Source organism: Corynebacterium sp. HMSC06C06, from assembly GCF_001807295.1.
Lineage (GTDB): Bacteria > Actinomycetota > Actinomycetes > Mycobacteriales > Mycobacteriaceae > Corynebacterium > Corynebacterium striatum.
This window is the reverse complement of sequence record NZ_KV788505.1, coordinates 96,192-114,043: the sequence shown is the minus strand read 5'-3', so window position 1 is coordinate 114,043 and position 17,852 is coordinate 96,192. Positions and strand designations below refer to the sequence as shown.

The window sequence follows — 17,852 nt, the reverse complement described above, 5'->3', positions numbered from 1 at the left end:
ATGGCGATTTACGAGATTATCGCATCCATCCTGCTCATCGTGGCCACCATCCTCGTGGTCGCCACCGCAATTGCACTCTGGCGCGCTCCTGACGCCTTGACCCGAGTCAATCTGCTTGGGCCCACCGTCGGTCTGGCTGTGCCGCTTTTGCTCGTGGCGAAACTCATCGTGGACTTCTCGGAAAACGGCTTTTCGCTGTGGTCGCTGGTGCGCGTGCTCATCGCGTGCTTCGGTGTCTGGATTATCGGCTCCGTGGGCTCGTTCTACATGGGCCGTTCGATTTATGGAGTCACCGTCACGGACGTGAAGTACGCTCGCCGTGTTCATAAAAAACTGCGCACTGTCAAGGCCGACGAAGACGAGTTCTAACTGACCCCTTGTCTTTTCAATAGAAAAGATGTGGAAGACGACGACAGATCAAGTAATTGCCGCTTCCGGCAACTCCTCATGAGCCCAGGCATGGCGCTCTTCTACGGCGGAATGTCGGGGCGTCGTCAAGTGCTCAACATGATGATGCCTTTCGGAGTCGTGGCCGTGGTCCCCGTCATCTACGTCTTGTGGGGCTGGTCCATGTCCTACGGCTCCCGGTCCGTCGCTGGCCTCTTCGGCAGCCCTTTCCAACTCTTCGGCCGCAGCGGCCAAAATCGTAGACGACGCGGGCAACTACGTCGAGGGCGCCTCTGGCTACCCGAACGTCATCGATATTGCCTTCCAAGTCACCTTCGCCATCATCTCCACCGCTCTCATTTCCGGCGCGCTGGCTGGCCGTGTGAAGTTCTCCGCGTGGCTCTTGTTTACTAGCCTGTGGACCACCATCGTCTACATCCCGCTGGCACGGCTGCAATGGTCCTAGCGCTGGTCGTAGGCAAGCGTGCGGGTTCCCGGGCAAGCTCGCGCGTCCGCACAGCCTGCCCATGGTGATGCTCGGCGCCGCGCTCCTGTGGTTCGGATGGTTCGGCTTCAACGGTGGATCCGCCTTCGCCGCTGATGGTGTGGCGGGCCTGGCGCTGGTTGCTGACTGATCTGGCGTCTTTACCTGCGACGTCGTCTACGGCCTCAAGCTGTTGGCCGTCCAGGCTGTCATTGCGGTGGTAGCCGTGGCTGTCTCTGCTATTGGCACCTATCTCATTGCCTTGCTTATCAAGACGACCATTGGTTGGAGAATTGATGCAGAAGGCGAGTCTAGCGGAATCGATGTTGCGCAGCACCGTGAGTCCGCTTATGACCTAAGCAGTGGTGGTGACTCCTCCCGTGGGCGCATGGGCGCTACTATTAACGGGCAGGGAAACACTTCCACGTTGGGCACTGCGCCCGTTATCCCGCCGCGTACCGAAGTCAAGGAGTAAGACATGAAACTCATTACCGCTGTTGTTAAGCCTTTTACGCTGCCCGATATCCGTGAAGCACTGGAGCAGCTCGAGGTTCATGGCCTTACCGTTACCGAGACCCAAGGCTTTGGCCAGCAGCGCGGTCACAGCGAGGTCTACCGCGGCGCCGAATACGCTACCGACTTTGTTCCGAAGGTCAAGCTGGAGATCGTGGTCTCCGATGAGTCCGTCGACGAGATTATTAACGCCGTCGTGGAGGCCGCCTACACCGGCAAGATTGGCGACGGCAAGATCTGGGTAACCCCAGTTGAGGACGTCATCCGAGTCCGTACTGGCGAGCGCGGCGAAGCTGCTGTTTAAGATGCACAACGCCGCCCAGCTTCGCGCACAAGCGTATGAAGCGGCGCTCGCATTAACCAAGACCCTGGAGTTGCCAGAGGGGACTGCCCTCGCAGCTACAGGGTCTTTTGCGCGCCGCGAGATGACGCCGTATTCCGACCTCGACTTCCTCCTCATTCACGCGGATGGCACGGAGGTTGATGAGGACGCGGTGGCAGATATTTGGTACCCCATTTGGGAGGCCAAATACCACTTGGATTATGCCCTGCGCACCCCTACCGAGTGTGCGGAAATCGCTGGGGCCGATCCCGCGGCAGGTTTCGCGCAACTGGATCTGTCCTACGTGGCGGGGAACAAGGCGCTTGTCGACGAAGCGCGCGCCAAGATTATTTCCCAGTGGCGGATTTTGCTGCAGAAGCACTTTGACTCTTTTCTCAACACTGCCATCGCGAGGTGGCGGCGGTCCGGAACGCTGGCAACGATGACCAACCCGGATATCAAGAACGGCCGCGGTGGCTTGCGCGATATTCAGTTCATCAGGGCCTTGGCATTGGGTAACTTGGCAGATACCCCGCGTTTGGAATCTGAGCGCGACCTGCTGCTGGATGTTCGCACTCTGCTGCATGTTCACGCCCACCGGCACCGCGACCTGCTCGACCCTGAGTTTGCGGCCGAAATTGCGGAGGAGCTGGGCTTTGTAGATCGCTACGAGCTTTCGGCTGCGGTGGTCAAGGCGGCGTCGACAGTGGATAAGGCCATGGAGAGGGCATTGGCCACAGCACGGGGCGTCGTGCGCAGGCGCCAGCGCCTCGGTAGCCGCAAACCACTCGATGTCGGTGTTGTGGATAGTGGCGGTTACGTCACATTGGCCCGTAATGCAGATCGCGATGATCCGGGCCTCGGGCTGCGCGTGGCCGCGGCATCAGCGCGGACCAACCGCCCTATCGAACCAGGTGTATGGAAGTTGTTGCCTGCATCGCCTGAGCTACCGCAGAGGTGGAAAGCTGCCACTACCGACGCCTTTTTTACCATCTTGTCTTCTCCCACAGACACACCTCGTCTGATTCAGGAATTAGATCGGGTAGGGATGTGGGAGAAACTCGTTCCCGAATGGGCTCATATTCGTGGCATGCTGCCCCGCGAGCGTAGCCACGCACACACGGTGGACTACCACACGATGCTGACGGTGGCGCGGTGCGCCGAGGTGCGCACCACTGTCGCCCGCCCAGACCTTCTCCTGCTCGCGGCGCTCTACCACGACATTGGCAAGGGCTACGACCGCCCCCATGCCGCCGTCGGAGCGGAGATGGTGGCCAAAGCTGCCGCTAAGATGCGATTAAACTTGGCGGATCGCTCTCGAGTGCAAACCCTAGTAGCTGAGCACACGACGCTAGCCAAACTGGTTTCTCGAATGGATCCTTGCTCAGATGAGGCGCGCGATAAGCTGCTCGCGGCAGTCCATTATGACTACCTCACGCTGTCCCTGCTCCTCGTCTTGACCAAAGCCGATGCCGAATCTACAGGGCCTAATGTATGGAACCCGCGTTTAGAGTCCGGAATAAAGGTCTTGAGCGAGCGTGCTTTTGACCAGTTGGAAGCGCTCACACCCACTAAACCGGTGGTTTACGCCGACGAGGAAATAGCTTTGAGCACTGACTATGAAGAGCGCACGCTCACCGTGACGTGGCGGGGCAAATACCAGCGCGAAGTCGTTCGTCCTTTGGCGCTCATCGCGGCGCTGGGCTGGACCATTGTGTCTTCGCGGATGGCGCGCGTTTCGGATGCGCAAGGGGAGGGGTTTGCCGCGGAGTTCGATGTGCGCACCGTGGCGGAGAGCTTCGATGCCGCGGCGGACGAGGCACGGTTTATCCAGTCTTATAAATCAGGCGTATTCACGGTACTACCGGAGATTGACGGGGCGCCGACCACTGCGATGTGGACCGGCGGGGTGTTCGAGGTTCGCACAGTGGAGCGCACCGGTGTGCTGGGACACGTGCTGGCGAAGCTACCGGACTGTGAGTGGATCACCAGCTATGTTCCGGGTGCCACGATGGTCCTGCACGCGAAGCCGCTTGGCGACGTCCCCCGCGCGACATTGGTCAGGAATGTGACCCAAGCGCTTGTGAGCGGCTAAGCTGGGGGAGTTAAAAATTACCCGAGATTCTGAGGGAGCACTCACTCGTGTTTGAGTCACTGTCCGATCGCTTGCAAACAGCCTTGTCAGGTCTGCGTGGCAAGGGCAAGCTGACCGAGGCCGACATCAATGCCACCGCCCGCGAGATTCGTCTCGCGCTGCTGGAGGCCGACGTCTCGCTCACCGTCGTCCGTGCCTTCATCAAGCGCATCAAGGAGCGCGCCGCTGGCGCAGAGGTCTCCGAGGCGCTGAACCCGGCGCAGCAGGTCATCAAGATCGTCAACGAGGAGCTCGTTGACATCCTCGGTGGCGAGACCCGCCGCCTGCAGTTTGCCAAGAACCCACCTACGGTCATCATGCTGGCCGGTCTGCAGGGTGCTGGTAAGACCACCCTCGCCGGCAAGCTGGCCAAGTACCTGTCCAAGCAGGGCCACACCCCAATGCTGGTGGCTTGTGACTTGCAGCGTCCAGGCGCGGTCCAGCAGCTGCAGATCGTCGGCGAGCGTGCGGAGGTCGCGGTCTTTGCTCCGGACCCGGGTACCTCCATCGATTCCCATGAGCACGAGATGGGCACCTCCCACGGTGACCCAGTCGCCGTCGCCCAGGCGGGTATTGAGGAAGCCAAGCGCTCCCAGCACGACATCGTGATCATCGATACCGCGGGCCGCCTCGGTATTGATGAGACCCTGATGACTCAGGCACGCAACATTCGCGACGCCGTGCACCCAGATGAAGTCCTCTTCGTCATCGACTCCATGATTGGTCAGGACGCAGTCCAGACCGCCGAGGCCTTCCGCGACGGAGTCGACTTCACCGGCGTGGTCCTGACCAAGCTCGACGGTGACGCCCGCGGTGGTGCGGCGCTGTCTATCCGTGAGGTCACGGGTAAGCCCATCATGTTCGCCTCCACGGGCGAGAAACTCCAGGACTTTGACGTCTTCCACCCTGAGCGCATGGCTTCGCGCATCCTGGGTATGGGTGACTTGCTCTCGCTCATCGAGCAGGCTGAGGCCACCCTCGACCACCAGAAGGCCGAAGAAGCTGCTGCCAAGCTGGGCAGCGGCGAGCTCACCCTGAATGACTTCCTGGATCAGATGCTGATGATCCGCCGCATGGGCCCAATCGGCAACCTGTTGAAGATGATGCCGGGCGGCAAGCAGATGAACCAGATGGCAGAGATGGTCGATGAGAAGCAGCTCGACCGCATCCAGGCCATCATTCGCGGCATGACCCCGCAAGAGCGTGAGAATCCGAAGATCCTCAACGCCTCCCGCCGCAAGCGTATTGCGAACGGTTCCGGCGTTTCGGTCTCTGAGGTCAACCAGCTCATCGAGCGCTTCAACGAAGCCAAGAAGATGATGTCCAAGATGGCTGGCCAGTTCGGCATGGGCCCAGGCATGGGCCGTTCTGCGACCAAGAAGAAGGCCAAGGGCCGCAAGGGTAAGAACGGCAAGCGCAAGCCTGCCAAGAATCGTCCACGCGGCGGCATGCCGGGAATGCCGGGAATGCCTGGTGGAATGCCGTCCATGGAGGAACTGCAGAAGCTGCAGAGCCAGATGGGTGGCGGTGGAATGCCAGGAATGCCGGGCATGCCGAAGATGCCCAAGGGGATGGAAAACATCGATCTCAACAACCTCGACTTTGGGCAGGGTAAGAAGTAAATAGATTCCCACCACGAGGGGGCGGATGCGCGTTGCGTGTCCGCCCTTTTTGTCTTTGCCGGTTTGGCCCCTAGATTTTCTACGACTAAAGTTGGATTTAAGAACTTCCGAGTCCAAAGGTCACCGAACGCGCCATGAAGCCCACCCCAGTTGTCCGCCAAGTCCACCATGACATCAACGCGAAGCCCTTCATCGCCATTTGGGAGGTAACACGCGCCTGCCAGCTGGTATGTCAGCACTGCCGCGCCGATGCGCAGCACGAGCCAGCACCTGGACAGCTGACCACGGAACAGGGCAAGGCGCTACTGGACTCCATCGCGAGCTATGACAAACCGCGCCCCATCGTGGTGCTCACCGGCGGCGACCCTTTTGAACGCGGCGACCTCGAAGAGCTCACCGAATACGGCACCTCCCTCGGACTGAATGTGTCGCTGTCGCCATCGGTGACACCGCGTCTCACGCGTGAGCGCCTGGAAGGGCTGCGCGCCGCTGGCGGTTGCGCATTGTCCCTTTCCCTTGATGGTGCTACCGCCGAGACCCACGACTATTTTCGCGGATTTTCGGGCATTTTCGACCAAACTATCAAGATGGCTGAAGTAGTCACGGACGTGGGCTATCGACTGCAGATTAACTCCACCATCACCAAGAACAACGTCAGGGAAGCACCTCAGCTGCTCAAGCGCGTTATTGAAATGGGCGCGAAGCTGTGGAGCGTGTTCTTCCTTGTTCCCACCGGCCGTGGCACTGGTTTGGAAGCGCTGACGCCGCTCGAGCGCGAGGACGCCATGCATTGGCTGCACGACGTCTCCAATCGCGTAGCCATCAAGACCACCGAAGGCCCGCAGTATCGACGCGTCGTCATCGAAGCCCAGCGGGGAATCGAATACGAGGGCGGCGAGCTCTATAAGTTCCTCACTGAGGAAACCGAGCGAGTTCTCGGGCCCGCGGATGCCTCACATACGCGCCGCCCCCGCCCGCCGATGGCCATCAATGCTGGATCCGGGTTCGTCTTCATTGATCACCTGGGCGACGTCTATCCGAACGGCTTCTTGCCCATGCATTGCGGCAACGTCAAGGAGCAAACTCTGCCGGATATCTATGCCAATTCGCCGGTGTTTAAGAAACTGCGAGATCCTGCGCAGTGGTCGGGCAAGTGCGCGGTGTGTGAGTATGCCACCGTCTGCGGCGGCTCGCGCTCGACCGCATTCGCGATGACGGGCGATCCTTTGGCCTCCGATCCCACGTGTGCTTATGTTCCGCTTGCATGGGAAGGTCAGAAGGGCAAGCTTGACGCCGCCACCCACGTTTACAACAGCTAACTTAGACGGCGTCGTTGTTGAGGTAATAAGGGTAGGGAACCGGCTGAGCCGCCTCCGAAGTAGGGGACGCAGTATTCGGCGTCGAAGACTGCGGCGTGGGTTTCGGAGTCGATGATGGGGATTCAGGCGGGTCCTGCTTTTGCTTCTTGCCTTCGAGGAAAGGCTCGATAGCCTTGCGCAGCATGGGGGCTGCGGACTCTGCAAAAGCATTGCTGATGTGGTGCATATCGCGGTACACCATGGTATTTCCGATGACAACGGGGCAAGCGCCGTCCTTGTCGCAGAACCAAGAAGAGGTGTCCAGGGAAATCATGTTGTCATACTCAGACAAGATCTCGGCGCCTGGATCAACAGGGGCATAAACCTCGTCAAAAGTCATGCCGCAACCTTCAATGTCTTCGGTAGCTACGTAGCATTCATCAAACTCGCGGCCTTTACCGGCGTCGTCGAAGCCCCAGGGGTTATCACGCAGACCGAGGAAAGGTATCTTCTCCTCAGCCAAGCGGTTCCAGAATTCGATGTATCCGGCTGGGACGTAGTCCGGACCTTGACCAAGCGGGCCCGAAGGGCGGGTGGTGTTGGAAATGACCAGGGCCGGCTTGGCGTCGACGATGCGGTCAGTGACCATCTCGCCCCACTTGTTGCACTCAGGGGTGACTGTAAGGTCGTCGCCAAGCTCAATCGGACAGTCCTGTCGCAGCATCGGGACAATCTTGAAGTGCATTTCGCGGCCCAGGCGGTCAAGGCCAGCTATCCACTGCTCTGCGTGAGAACCGCCAACCACATAGACTTCAGTCTTTGCTTCACGGTCACCAAATGTGCAAGGTGTGCCGTCGAGGCGTGCGCTAGGTAAGTAATCGGCAGGCATGTCTTGGCCGATGAAACAGAAGGCCACAGCAGTTGGAGGCATAATGCCGCCGACCAAAATAGGGTCTGGCTTAAACTCCACACCCTTCGGGGTTTCAGCGTTCATGGCAAATGCGGCTGCGCCTGGGTACAGCTTTGGATCGAGGTTTTCCGCATTCTCTGAGTAAATGGTGCTCATCCACATCGGTTGGATTAATAGCAGGCCAGCTACACAGACGCTGATAAGCACACCACCAACAGCGCGCAAGGAACCAGGGGTGTGCTTCATCGATGCAATAGCGCTGTTGACTGGAAGATCATCCTTGGTCGGGCGCTTGCGAGCCTGGCGCAGAGGCTTTTCCAGGAAGCGGTGCGTGAGGTCTGCGAGGACCAAGGAAATTGCGATGATAATAATGCCCAGCCACCACGGCGGGGTCTCTAAATCCAATGCCTTTGTGGACAGGATCAACAGTGGCCAGTGCCAGAGGTAGAGCGGGTACGCGACGTCGCCAAGCCAGCGTGCCTTTGGGGAAGCCATGTGGCGGGAAATAGATCCGCCGCCACCCAAGATAATTAGGACAGCGCCGCCGAGCGGAAGCAAGGAAAGCGGTCCCGGGTAAGCGGTGGTCTCTGCGATAACGGCGCCGGTAAAAACCAAGCACACGAGGCCGAGCCCGGTGAAGAAATTGGAGAATCGAGTCGGGATATTCCACTTCGAGCCGTAAATCGCGAGTACGGCGCCGAGCGTTAGCTCCCATGCGCGGGACCACGTGGAGTAGTAGTTAGCGGGCGAACCGTACAGCCCCTCCCGAGATGCATAGGCAAAGGATGCGATCGTAGCGACGATAAGAATGGGGCCAGCGATTTGATTGACAGTGGGGAAGCGCACCTGCTTGAGGCGCTTAGGGTCCTCGGCTGGGCGCAGTTTCATGATGGCCGCGAGAATCAGCGCGAAAACGATGCCCATGATGTAGAACTGGCCCTGCACAGCCATTGACCACATGTGCTGCAGTGGCGAGGTGCTTGCAGAGGCGGCCGTGTAATCAGCGTTTTGTCTCGCTAGTTCCCAGTTCTGGAAGTAGAGCATCGTGGCTGTAATTTGCTGAGCCAGCTCGGTGCGCATGAGTTCCGGCGTGAAAGCGCGTACCAAGAAATAGGTGGCGCCGATAACTAGAACGAGGCTTGGTACGAGGCGCCTGAGCGTGCGCCAAATCGGCCACCATGGATTCAGGGATGCATTTGACTTGGCGGCATAGCGAAGCTGCGAGCCCAAGAAGAAGTAGCCAGAAAGTAGCAAGAAGACATCGACGCCGCCGGACACTCGCCCGACGAATACGTGATAAATAACCACGAGTGCGATGGCGATGCCGCGAAGACCGTCTAGGTCGTAGCGGTAGCGGAAGCTGCGTGGCGAATCTTCAGTCATAATTTCTCTCAGCAGGCCGGGCAACTGCAAAAATATTTTGAATACTCTTGTGTGGGACCGCCCTAGAGGAGGGCGCAGTGTTCAATCGCTTAAGGTAAGGCCTGAAAGGGTCATGGGTTTGCGTCAAACAGATTACTCTGTTGTGGGCCCAAGGACATAACGGTGCGGCTACTAAGCGGCAGAAGTTGCTTAGGCCGTTGCGCAGATTTCATTTTTCATTCGCGTGGCGCTACACTCGTTTAGGTTGTCTGTCGCGTGCTTCTTTTGAAGAAGAGTATGCACACGTGCGGATTGCACCTCAAACTTAAAATTCTGCGTAACGCCGGTACCGCCTACGGACGGCCGGCATGTCACGCGCAGAGTAAATCCAAGGGCTGAACCGGCGCACCGCTATCAGGTTGTGCGTGTCTGAACTGCCCGGTGACTAGAAAAGGAGCCAATCATGGCTGTCAAGATCAAGCTGCAGCGTATCGGTAAGATCCGCAACGCTGAGTACCGCGTCATTATCGCTGATGCACGCACCCGCCGCTCCGGCAAGGCTATCGAGAACATCGGTATCTACCAGCCGAAGCAGGAGCCTTCCCTCATCCAGATCGATTCCGAGCGCGCACAGTACTGGCTGGGTGTCGGCGCACAGCCGACCGAGCCGGTTCTCGCGCTGCTGAAGGTCACCGGTGACTGGCAGAAGTTCAAGGGCCTGCCGGGCGCTGAGGGCACCCTGAAGGTTGCTGAGCCGAAGCCGTCCAAGCTGGAGCTGTTCAACGCTGCACTGGCTGAGGCTAACAACGGCCCATCCATCGAGGCCATCACTGAAAAGAAGAAGAAGGCTAAGGAAGAGGCAGAAGCTAAGGCTGCTGCTGAGAAGGCTGCAGAAGAAGCTGCTGCTGAGGCTGCTGCAGCAGAGTCCGAGGAGTCCGCTGAGGCTTCTGAGGAGTCCGCAGAGTAATCTCGCCGCGCTTTTGCGTAACTAGATCTTCTAAGGGGCGCCTGTTACCTCCCGTAAAGGGGAACGGTAACAGGCGCCCCTTTGCTATCACCGTTTTAAGCGCTGGCTATTGTTTCTCCTGTCAACATTGTGAGCAGCATAATTGCCGGTGAATCGCCATCCGATTCCACCGCGTCAACCCGGTGTGGAACATAGGCTGGCAGGTGGATGATCTGGCCTGGCCGGAGGGGGACTTCTTTGCCTCCACACGTAAACAAGACTTCTCCGCGCAACGTTTGCACGGTAATCGGATGTGCGGCCTTATGGTCCGGCAAACTTTGGCCCGCGTTAAAGGTGAATAGGATGAGGTTGCCGCCATCGGCGCTCAACACGCGTTTGACGGCCGGGCGCGGGCGCTGCGCGTTTGGTTCTGGCGCCTCCGCCAGGAGGTCCAGATTGAGCATTTTCTCGCCGCGATGGCTGGCATTACCGAAGGTGGTTACGTCATTGATTGGAAGCTCTGCCATGGGCTTCTCCTTTATCTAAAAGCGGTGGTTTCATTGTCAACGTTACCCAAAAATATCGGATTTAATAAGTCTAAAATCGTATAAAATATCGTAGTTCGTGCCGTCAGTTGGAAGCGATTAAAGTTGAGCAAATGGAACTAATGATCGGCCGTGTCATCAAATCGCACGGAATCAAAGGCGAGCTGAGCGTCGAAGCCACCACCGACGAGCCCGAAATCCGCTTCGCGGTGGACGAGGTGCTCCATGGCCGCCAAGGAAAGAAGGAACACGAACTCACCATCAAGGCAGTTCGCGTGCACAAGGGGCGCCTTCTCATCACCTTTGAAGAGATAAAGGACCGCACCGCGGCAGATTCGCTCCGCGGCACACAGTTCTTCGCCCCGCCGCTCGATGACCCTGACGATGACGGTTTCTACGACCATGAGTTGGAAGGCTTGCGCGTCATCCATGATGGCAACGACATCGGCGAGGTCACCGGACTTACCCATGGGTCAACCCAGTCCTTACTGGAGGTGCGATTGGAATCTGGCAAGGAAGCCTTGATTCCCTTCGTTGAAGAAATCGTTCCCGAGGTCGATCTCGACGAAGGCACCTGCACCATCACTCCACCGGAAGGATTGTTGGACCTGTGAGGCTCGATGTCATTACGATTTTCCCCGCGTACTTGGACCCGCTGCGTCATGCTCTGCTGGGCAAGGCCATCGAGCAGGGCAAGCTATCTGTAGGCGTCCACGATCTGCGTGCCTGGGCTACGGATGTCCACAAATCTGTGGACGATTCCCCCTTTGGCGGCGGCCCAGGCATGGTCATGAAACCGGAAGTCTGGGGCCCTGCGCTTGACGACGTCGCCAGTGGTGCCGCGCGCACCACGGACCTGGAATCCTCCCTCCCGCACCTCAATAGGCCGCGCCACGACGACGTCGAGGGCGTGGAGGCCATCGGCTACGAGCGGTCGGTAGGGGAGGACGGCGTTGCTGAGGATCCGTCCTTGCCGCTGCTGATCGTGCCGACCCCCGCGGGTAAACCTTTTAGCCAAGCAGACGCGCGCGAGTGGTCCAACGAGGAACACATCGTCTTTGCCTGTGGCCGCTACGAGGGCATCGACCAGCGTGTCATTGACGATGCAGCGCAGCGCTACCGCGTGCGAGAAGTCTCCATCGGGGACTACGTGTTGATCGGCGGGGAGGTGGCGGTGCTGGTTATTGCTGAGGCCATCGTGCGCCTCATCCCAGGCGTGCTGGGCAATAAGCGCTCTCATGAGGAAGATTCATTCTCCGATGGTTTGCTCGAGGGCCCGAGCTACACCAAACCACGCGAGTGGCGTGGGCTGGCCGTGCCTGAGGTGCTGACCTCTGGAAACCACGCGCGGGTGGATGAATGGCGCCGGCAACAGTCGCTAAAACGTACGCTGGAACGCCGTCCGGAACTGCTCGAAAAAGTTGAGCTGGATAAGAAAGACAAGAAGTTCCTGGAGAGTCTTCGCAATGGAAGTTAGTACTGACCTGTCAGTTTTGATGACGGAAAAAGAGTGGAACGAGATTCTCGAAGGCATGCCAGAACAGCTGGCTGCAAACGGTTTTGAACCGGCGAATATTAGCGCTGAGGTCGTCTCTTTCACGTGTGAGCCGGATAATGTGCTCGTCAACGAGTACATGGACAAGCATGGCTCCGCGCCGGTTAGTGAGAATGTCTGGCGCGTCATCGTCAATGGAACCTCAACGTTGCCACTGACCAAGGTGACCGCGGCAGTGGTGGACTGCCTGCCACCACACATTCTGTGGTACGGAACCTCCGAGATCGGTCACACCGAGTTCGGGTTGGGCACCGCCTGCGCGTGGCAACCATAGATCTTTAGGTAGTAACTGGGTGACGAAAATGGGGAGCCTCGCCCTCTGATTAGTTGCTGCAGAACCATCTTGTGAGCTGCGGAAAGAGGAATGTTCCCCGAAATCAATCGTCGTTGCTAGCGCCTGTCTTATCGTGAAGTCATCAAAAGGAAGTTTCCTTACTTCACTCTCTCTTTACTCGATACAAGGCAGGTGCACCGCATGTCCATTCCCAACAATTTCCCTCAGGCCAACAACGGCGTTGGTTTCACCTATCCGGCAGATAACTACCTGGCGCCCACAGAGCAGCGCGGCGGGATTTCAGCCGGCTTGGCAGTGGCTATTACGGCCATCGTTGGTCTTTGCCTAGCTGCAATCGTGGCGGGCGTCATGGCGTTCATGGGCAAAAGCGGCGGCTCTGATGCTGCTGCTGGTGCGGCCTCCCCAGTGCCCGTCTCCTCTGCACAGGACGTCGCCCCAGTAACTGTCACTGAGCAGCGCCCAGCCACCGTGACTGTGCAGGCGCCAGAACCCGTCGCACCCGTTCAGCGCGTTACACAAGCTCCGTCCTACTCCTCTGGATACACCAGCTATCGAGCGCTCACCGGCAACACCTCGCAAAGCTTTGCAGCAAATGTTTATTCATCCTTTGTAAGCAACTACGCCGCGACCGGCTCCCCGAACGCAACGCTGAAGGTTTATTCTCCGGTTACCGGCGGCAACTACTACATGTACTGCTCCGGCACGTCCTCCTCTGTCCGCTGTTCTGGAGGCGACAACGCAGCAGTTCTCATCTACTAACGCCCTGCGAGCACGTCAAAGCATTGCGCTTCCTGGACGAGTCGCCCCGACACGAATGTGTTGGGGCGTTACTGCGTGAGGGGAAAGTAATTGAGGAGTTGGAGCGCTCATCGCTGGGATGAAAAGGCGGTGCGGTACCTTTGTTGAGTCCAGAAAATCAGCCACAAAGGTGAGGATTTCTTTTGAAGATTGCAGCTACCATTGCCGCAGAAATTGGTGTAAAGGAGTCTCAGGTTGAGACTGCTTTGACGCTTCTGGCGGAGGGAAACACCGTCCCATTTATCGCACGTTACCGCAAAGAAGCCACTGGTGGTTTGGATGATTCGCAGTTGCGCACCATCGAGGAGCGCGCGACGTACCTGCGCGAATTGGAAGAGCGCAAAGAGGCAATTTTGGCGGCTATCGATGAGCAAGGAAAGCTCACCGACGAGCTGCGTGCACAGATTCTCGCGTGCGAGACCAAGGCGCGTTTGGAAGACCTGTACCTGCCATACAAGAAGCGCCGCAAGACTAAGGCCGACATCGCTCGTGAGGCCGGCCTGGAAGAGTTGACGGACAAGCTCATTGAGAACCCCACGGCCAATCCAGAAGAGATGGCGGGGCAGTTCCTGACTGAAGGATTTGAAGACACCAAGAAGGCTCTCGAGGGCGCGCGTTCCATCATCATTGACCGCTTTGCTCTCGACGCCGACCTTGTGGGTGACGTGCGCGAGCGCATGTTTAGCCAGGGCACCATGGGGGCCAGTGTAGTGGCCGGAAAAGAAGCTGAGGGCGCAAAGTTTAAGGACTACTTCGAGTTCTCTGAGCCCTTTGATCAGCTGCCTTCGCACCGGATTTTGGCCTTGCTGCGTGGTGAAAACGAGGGCGTTCTCCAGCTCAACCTGGATGCCGGTGAAGACGAAGTCTATGAGGGCATGATTGCTGAGCGTTTTGATCTCGCGGTCAAGGATTCCAAGTGGCTTTCCGACGCCGTGCACTGGGGCTGGCGCACGAAGCTCTACATCTCTTCTGGCCTTGATGTGCGCATGCGCCTGAAGGAGATCGCCGAAGAGGGCGCCTTGAAGGTCTTTGCCACCAACCTGCGTGACGTTCTCCTTGCCGCGCCGGCTGGCCAGCGCGCCACCATCGGTTTGGATCCGGGCTACCGCAATGGCGTGAAGTGCGCGGTGGTGGATTCCACTGGCAAGGTAATCGACACTGCAATTGTCTATCCGCACCAGCCACAGAACCAGTGGAGCCAGGCAGTAAATACTCTGGCCACGCTGTGCGCGAAGCACTCTGTGGATCTCATGGCCATCGGCAACGGCACCGCTTCCCGTGAGACGGAGAAACTGGCCAACGAGATCGCTGACATGCTGAAGCAGGCCGGCGGCCAGCGTCCGACGCCCGTCGTTGTCTCCGAGTCGGGTGCTTCGGTGTACTCGGCCTCCCAGCTTGCCGCGGATGAGTTCCCAGACATGGACGTCTCCCTACGCGGTGCGGTCTCCATCGCTCGCCGTCTCCAGGATCCCCTGGCTGAACTGGTAAAGATCGATCCGAAGGCCATCGGCGTTGGCCAGTATCAGCATGATGTTAACCAGACTGCACTCGCTCGCACCCTCGATGGCGTGGTTGAGGACGCCGTGAACGGTGTGGGCGTGGACCTGAATACTGCTTCCGTGCCGCTGCTAGAGCGCGTCGCAGGTGTGAACGCCACCATCGCCACCAACATCGTGGCCTACCGCGATGAGAACGGTTCCTTCGCATCCCGCAAGGAACTCAAGAAGGTTCCGCGCTTGGGGCCAAAGGCCTTCGAGCAGGCAGCAGGCTTCTTGCGCATCAATGGCGGAACCGATCCGCTCGATAGCTCGGCAGTTCACCCTGAGGCCTACCCGGTGGTGGCGCGTATCGCGGAGTCCACGGGGCTCGGTGTGGCTGAACTTATCGGTAACTCCAGAGTGCTGCAGAAACTGCAGCCGGCAGACTTCGCTGACGATACTTTCGGTGTCCCCACCGTCACGGACATCATCGCTGAGCTGGATAAGCCAGGCCGCGATCCACGCCCTGAGTTCAAGACCGCTACTTTCAAGGAAGGAGTGGACAAAGTCTCAGACCTGGTACCGGGCATGATTTTGGAGGGGACCGTCACCAACGTTGCGGCCTTCGGCGCCTTCGTGGACGTCGGAGTGCACCAGGACGGTCTGGTACACGTTTCCGCGATGAGCAATAAGTTCATCTCCGATCCGCACGAGGTCGTGCGCTCCGGGCAGGTAGTAAAGGTTAAGGTCATGGAGGTTGACGTGCAGCGTCAGCGCATCGGCCTCTCGCTGCGCCTCGATGATGAACCAGGCCAGCCTGCACAACGCCAGGGTGGCGGCAAGCGTGGTGGCAACACTGGCAATGGCGCCAAAGGTGGCCGTGGAGCGCGCGGCGGCCGCGGCAATTCCGGTGGACGTCCTGCCGGCGGCTCCATGGCGGATGCACTGAAGAAGGCCGGCTTCGGCAAATAAAATCTATTAAATGTTGCTTCGTGGCGCGTTAGTGCAGTGCGGCGAGTTAATGATAAGTTTGGCGAAACAAACAAAAGGGTGGCTGCAGTCACCATGCCTTCATGAGGGAGATTTTCGCCTTGCATCAGAAACAAACACCGTTCCACGCCACGCAGCCGGCTGCCCATGCCGTGCAAGAAACGGAAGCGGAAGGGTGGCATCGCATCCTGGACTGGCGCCCGCGGAGCACACTCTCGCGGGTGCTGATTGTTTTCCTGCTGGTAGCGCCAGTCATCCTCGCAGCCACGATGATGTGGGCGATGTGGGACCCTTCCAAGTACATGCGGCAGATTGACCTGGCGGTGGTCAACGAGGACGCAGGCGTGGAAAAGCAGGGCAAATACGTCAACTACGGCGATCAAGTAGTAGAAGGCCTCCTGGCAACTGACTACCTGAACTTCGCCGAGATGAACGCCCAGGAGGCAAACGATGGGTTGTTAAAGGGCAAGTACCTGATGGTGGTGACCATCCCAAAGGATTTCTCGGAGCAAGCGGTCACCATCATCAGCGATAAGCCGGTCAAACCGCAGATCCACTTCGCCAGCAACGACTATTACGGAACGAATGGCTCGGTGATTTCTTCGAGCCTGGTTCCGCAGGTGCAGACCAGCGTTGAGAACGCGATTTCCAAAAAGTATGCGGATCAAGTCATCGAGGGCCTGGTCAAGCTCAGCGATGGCATCGGTGCCGCAGCCGCAGGCGCAAGCCGTCTTGACGAGGGCGTGGGTAAGCTGCAGGCCGGCGGCGAGAAGGCGGTGACCGGCATCGACAAGCTGGATGCCGGAGCAGGCGAGCTCAATAACGGTGCAGGGCAGCTGCACGATGGCACCGGCCGACTGGTCCAGGGCGTAAGCGAGCTTTCCACGGGTGCGGGCAGGCTTGACGACGGCGCGAATAAGCTGGCGACGGGCTCCGATAAGTTGTTGGAGGGCACGGGCAAGCTTGGCGAAGGCGCCAGCCAAATCGAAGGTGGCGTCGGCCAGCTCACCGGCATGCTCATCCCACTCCTGCAGCAAGCACAGTCAGTGGTGCCGAGCCTCATCGGCTTAGTGGATGTGCTGCGCGGAATGGGAATGACGGACCAGGCAGACCAGCTTTCCGCTTTGCTGACGAAGCTGGATCCGGCAAATAGCAGCAACATGGTCTCCCAGCTGGAGAAACTGCGTGATGGTACGAAGCAGCTGAATTACAACTTGTCCGACCCGAATTCCGAGTACCTAGGTGGCATGCTCAAGCTCAACCAGGGCACGCATCAGCTGGCGGAGGGAACCGGCCAGCTGAAAAGTGGCGTGGGCGAGCTATCGACCGGTGCCGTGCAGCTGGATGAAGGCGCGGGACGCCTGGCAGAGGGCACCACGAGCCTCAAGGATGGTACCGGTCAGTTGAAGAGCGGCGGTGCCCAATTGAAAGACGGCATCGATAGGCTCAAGGATGGTTCGGGGCAGCTCGCCACGAAGCTGGGCGAGGGCGCTGCGAAGGCCCCGCGTATTACCCAGCCGGACGTGACCGCACAGAATATGGCGGTGCCGATCAACTTCACTGAATCCAACGTCCATCCGGTGCAGACCGGCGTTAGTGCCGTCGACCCAACCAAGAAGGAAATCACGGGCGGCGTCTCGATGCTTCTGGTGCTCGTCTTTGGCTTCCTAGCCATGCTGCTGCTCGCTATGACCCTGCCTTATTATCTGCGTGGCATTTTGCCCGCATTCGCGCTGGTTAGCGGCATCAACTTCTTGTTGTTGCTGGGTATGGCGCTGATGTCCACGCTTATGGGCTGGCACCCGGCAAGCTGGCCGATGATGCTGGGAGTGCTCGCAGCAATCGCGATGGTGGGTGCTGCCACCTACCAGCTGCTGCTGGTGACCTTCGGGCGCAGGATTGGCGCCATCTTCGCGGTCGGCGTTTTTGCCATGGGCGTCATGGTCTTCGGCGGCGTGTGGCCCACGGCGGCCATCCCGGCACCGCTGCGTTTGCTGCATCCATTGCACCCGATGACCTATGCCAAGAATGCCTTCACCCGCGCCACCGATGGCATTCATGACGGCACCTTCGCCGGCGGCATCATGGTCTTGTTCAGCGTCACCGTCTTGGCGGTAGCCGCTAGCTACCTCATCTTCCGCGCACGCCACCACGGTACCGCGCGCCTATTGGACGAGCACAAGGTCATGACAGCGACCACGGCTTAAGCGGCG

14 protein-coding genes and 1 pseudogene are annotated in these 17,852 nt (G+C 58.9%); 13 read left to right on the top strand and 2 right to left on the bottom strand.

The features are described from left to right. The 6 genes and pseudogenes from HMPREF3153_RS09190 (at position 1) to HMPREF3153_RS09165 (ending at position 6,781) form a co-directional block, all read left to right on the top strand. A complete protein-coding gene (locus HMPREF3153_RS09190; protein WP_046645266.1) occupies positions 1–369 on the top strand; it encodes a Na+/H+ antiporter subunit G in 369 nt (122 codons plus the stop codon). Between the two features lie 78 nt (positions 370–447). Next, a pseudogene (locus HMPREF3153_RS12505) lies at positions 448–1,346 on the top strand (ammonium transporter). 3 nt (positions 1,347–1,349) lie between these two features. Then, entirely contained in the window at positions 1,350–1,688 is a 339-nt protein-coding gene (locus HMPREF3153_RS09180) for a P-II family nitrogen regulator (RefSeq protein ID WP_005528853.1), read from the top strand. 1 nt (position 1,689) lies between these two features. Next, the gene (locus tag HMPREF3153_RS09175; protein ID WP_070420633.1) at positions 1,690–3,801 is read left to right on the top strand and encodes a [protein-PII] uridylyltransferase; all 2,112 of its coding nucleotides are present in this window, start codon (positions 1,690–1,692) and stop codon (positions 3,799–3,801) included. Between the two features lie 47 nt (positions 3,802–3,848). Then, the gene (gene ffh / locus HMPREF3153_RS09170; protein ID WP_070420632.1) at positions 3,849–5,462 is read left to right on the top strand and encodes a signal recognition particle protein; all 1,614 of its coding nucleotides are present in this window, start codon (positions 3,849–3,851) and stop codon (positions 5,460–5,462) included. A gap of 134 nt (positions 5,463–5,596) precedes the next feature. Next, on the top strand, positions 5,597–6,781 hold the full coding sequence (locus HMPREF3153_RS09165) for a TIGR04053 family radical SAM/SPASM domain-containing protein (protein ID WP_070420631.1): 1,185 nt from the start codon (positions 5,597–5,599) through the stop codon (positions 6,779–6,781). Position 6,782: 1 nt separating this feature from the next. Here HMPREF3153_RS09165 and HMPREF3153_RS09160 read toward each other — a convergent pair whose 3' ends face one another. After that, positions 6,783–9,053 (bottom strand): acyltransferase family protein, encoded by a 2,271-nt coding sequence (locus tag HMPREF3153_RS09160; RefSeq protein WP_070420630.1) that lies wholly within the window; start codon positions 9,051–9,053, stop codon positions 6,783–6,785. A gap of 442 nt (positions 9,054–9,495) precedes the next feature. Between HMPREF3153_RS09160 and rpsP the strand changes: the two genes are divergently transcribed. Further along, the gene (gene rpsP / locus HMPREF3153_RS09155; RefSeq protein WP_070420629.1) at positions 9,496–9,999 is read left to right on the top strand and encodes a 30S ribosomal protein S16; all 504 of its coding nucleotides are present in this window, start codon (positions 9,496–9,498) and stop codon (positions 9,997–9,999) included. 95 nt (positions 10,000–10,094) lie between these two features. On the opposite strand, the gene HMPREF3153_RS09150 is transcribed toward rpsP, so the two are convergent. Beyond that, positions 10,095–10,505: a cupin domain-containing protein gene (locus tag HMPREF3153_RS09150; protein WP_005528866.1), complete on the bottom strand. Its 411-nt coding sequence runs from the start codon at positions 10,503–10,505 to the stop codon at positions 10,095–10,097. 131 nt (positions 10,506–10,636) lie between these two features. On the opposite strand from HMPREF3153_RS09150, the gene rimM reads away from it, so the two are divergent. The 6 genes from rimM to HMPREF3153_RS09120 all read left to right on the top strand — a co-directional run bounded on the left by rimM (position 10,637) and on the right by HMPREF3153_RS09120 (position 17,846). Beyond that, positions 10,637–11,137 (top strand): ribosome maturation factor RimM, encoded by a 501-nt coding sequence (rimM, locus tag HMPREF3153_RS09145; RefSeq protein ID WP_070420628.1) that lies wholly within the window; start codon positions 10,637–10,639, stop codon positions 11,135–11,137. Beyond that, the gene (trmD, locus tag HMPREF3153_RS09140) at positions 11,134–12,000 is read left to right on the top strand and encodes a tRNA (guanosine(37)-N1)-methyltransferase TrmD (RefSeq protein WP_046645272.1); all 867 of its coding nucleotides are present in this window, start codon (positions 11,134–11,136) and stop codon (positions 11,998–12,000) included. The genes rimM and trmD overlap by 4 nt, the downstream gene beginning before the upstream one ends. After that, positions 11,990–12,352 (top strand): hypothetical protein, encoded by a 363-nt coding sequence (locus tag HMPREF3153_RS09135; protein WP_046645273.1) that lies wholly within the window; start codon positions 11,990–11,992, stop codon positions 12,350–12,352. Before trmD ends, HMPREF3153_RS09135 begins: the two co-directional genes overlap by 11 nt. A 201-nt stretch (positions 12,353–12,553) precedes the next feature. Beyond that, positions 12,554–13,132, top strand: coding sequence for a hypothetical protein (locus HMPREF3153_RS09130; RefSeq protein WP_070420627.1), 579 nt, complete (start codon positions 12,554–12,556; stop codon positions 13,130–13,132). A 182-nt stretch (positions 13,133–13,314) separates the two neighbouring features. Further along, on the top strand, positions 13,315–15,621 hold the full coding sequence (locus HMPREF3153_RS09125) for a Tex family protein (protein WP_070420626.1): 2,307 nt from the start codon (positions 13,315–13,317) through the stop codon (positions 15,619–15,621). 101 nt (positions 15,622–15,722) lie between these two features. Continuing rightward, positions 15,723–17,846 (top strand): YhgE/Pip family protein, encoded by a 2,124-nt coding sequence (locus tag HMPREF3153_RS09120; RefSeq protein ID WP_141740935.1) that lies wholly within the window; start codon positions 15,723–15,725, stop codon positions 17,844–17,846. The last annotated feature ends 6 nt before the right edge of the window (positions 17,847–17,852 follow it).

Bases quoted from the DNA above. Each gene is read 5' to 3' on its own strand.
- rimM (WP_070420628.1), top strand. From the start codon at position 10,637: ATGGAACTAATGATCGGCCGTGTCATCAAATCGCACGGAATCAAAGGC.
- HMPREF3153_RS09135 (WP_046645273.1), top strand. From the start codon at position 11,990: ATGGAAGTTAGTACTGACCTGTCAGTTTTGATGACGGAAAAAGAGTGG.
- HMPREF3153_RS09190 (WP_046645266.1), top strand. From the start codon at position 1: ATGGCGATTTACGAGATTATCGCATCCATCCTGCTCATCGTGGCCACC.
- HMPREF3153_RS09130 (WP_070420627.1), top strand. From the start codon at position 12,554: ATGTCCATTCCCAACAATTTCCCTCAGGCCAACAACGGCGTTGGTTTC.
- HMPREF3153_RS09120 (WP_141740935.1), top strand. From the start codon at position 15,723: ATGAGGGAGATTTTCGCCTTGCATCAGAAACAAACACCGTTCCACGCC.
- HMPREF3153_RS09165 (WP_070420631.1), top strand. From the start codon at position 5,597: ATGAAGCCCACCCCAGTTGTCCGCCAAGTCCACCATGACATCAACGCG.
- rpsP (WP_070420629.1), top strand. From the start codon at position 9,496: ATGGCTGTCAAGATCAAGCTGCAGCGTATCGGTAAGATCCGCAACGCT.
- HMPREF3153_RS09180 (WP_005528853.1), top strand. From the start codon at position 1,350: ATGAAACTCATTACCGCTGTTGTTAAGCCTTTTACGCTGCCCGATATC.
- HMPREF3153_RS09175 (WP_070420633.1), top strand. From the start codon at position 1,690: ATGCACAACGCCGCCCAGCTTCGCGCACAAGCGTATGAAGCGGCGCTC.
- HMPREF3153_RS09160 (WP_070420630.1), bottom strand. From the start codon at position 9,053: ATGACTGAAGATTCGCCACGCAGCTTCCGCTACCGCTACGACCTAGAC.
- HMPREF3153_RS09150 (WP_005528866.1), bottom strand. From the start codon at position 10,505: ATGGCAGAGCTTCCAATCAATGACGTAACCACCTTCGGTAATGCCAGC.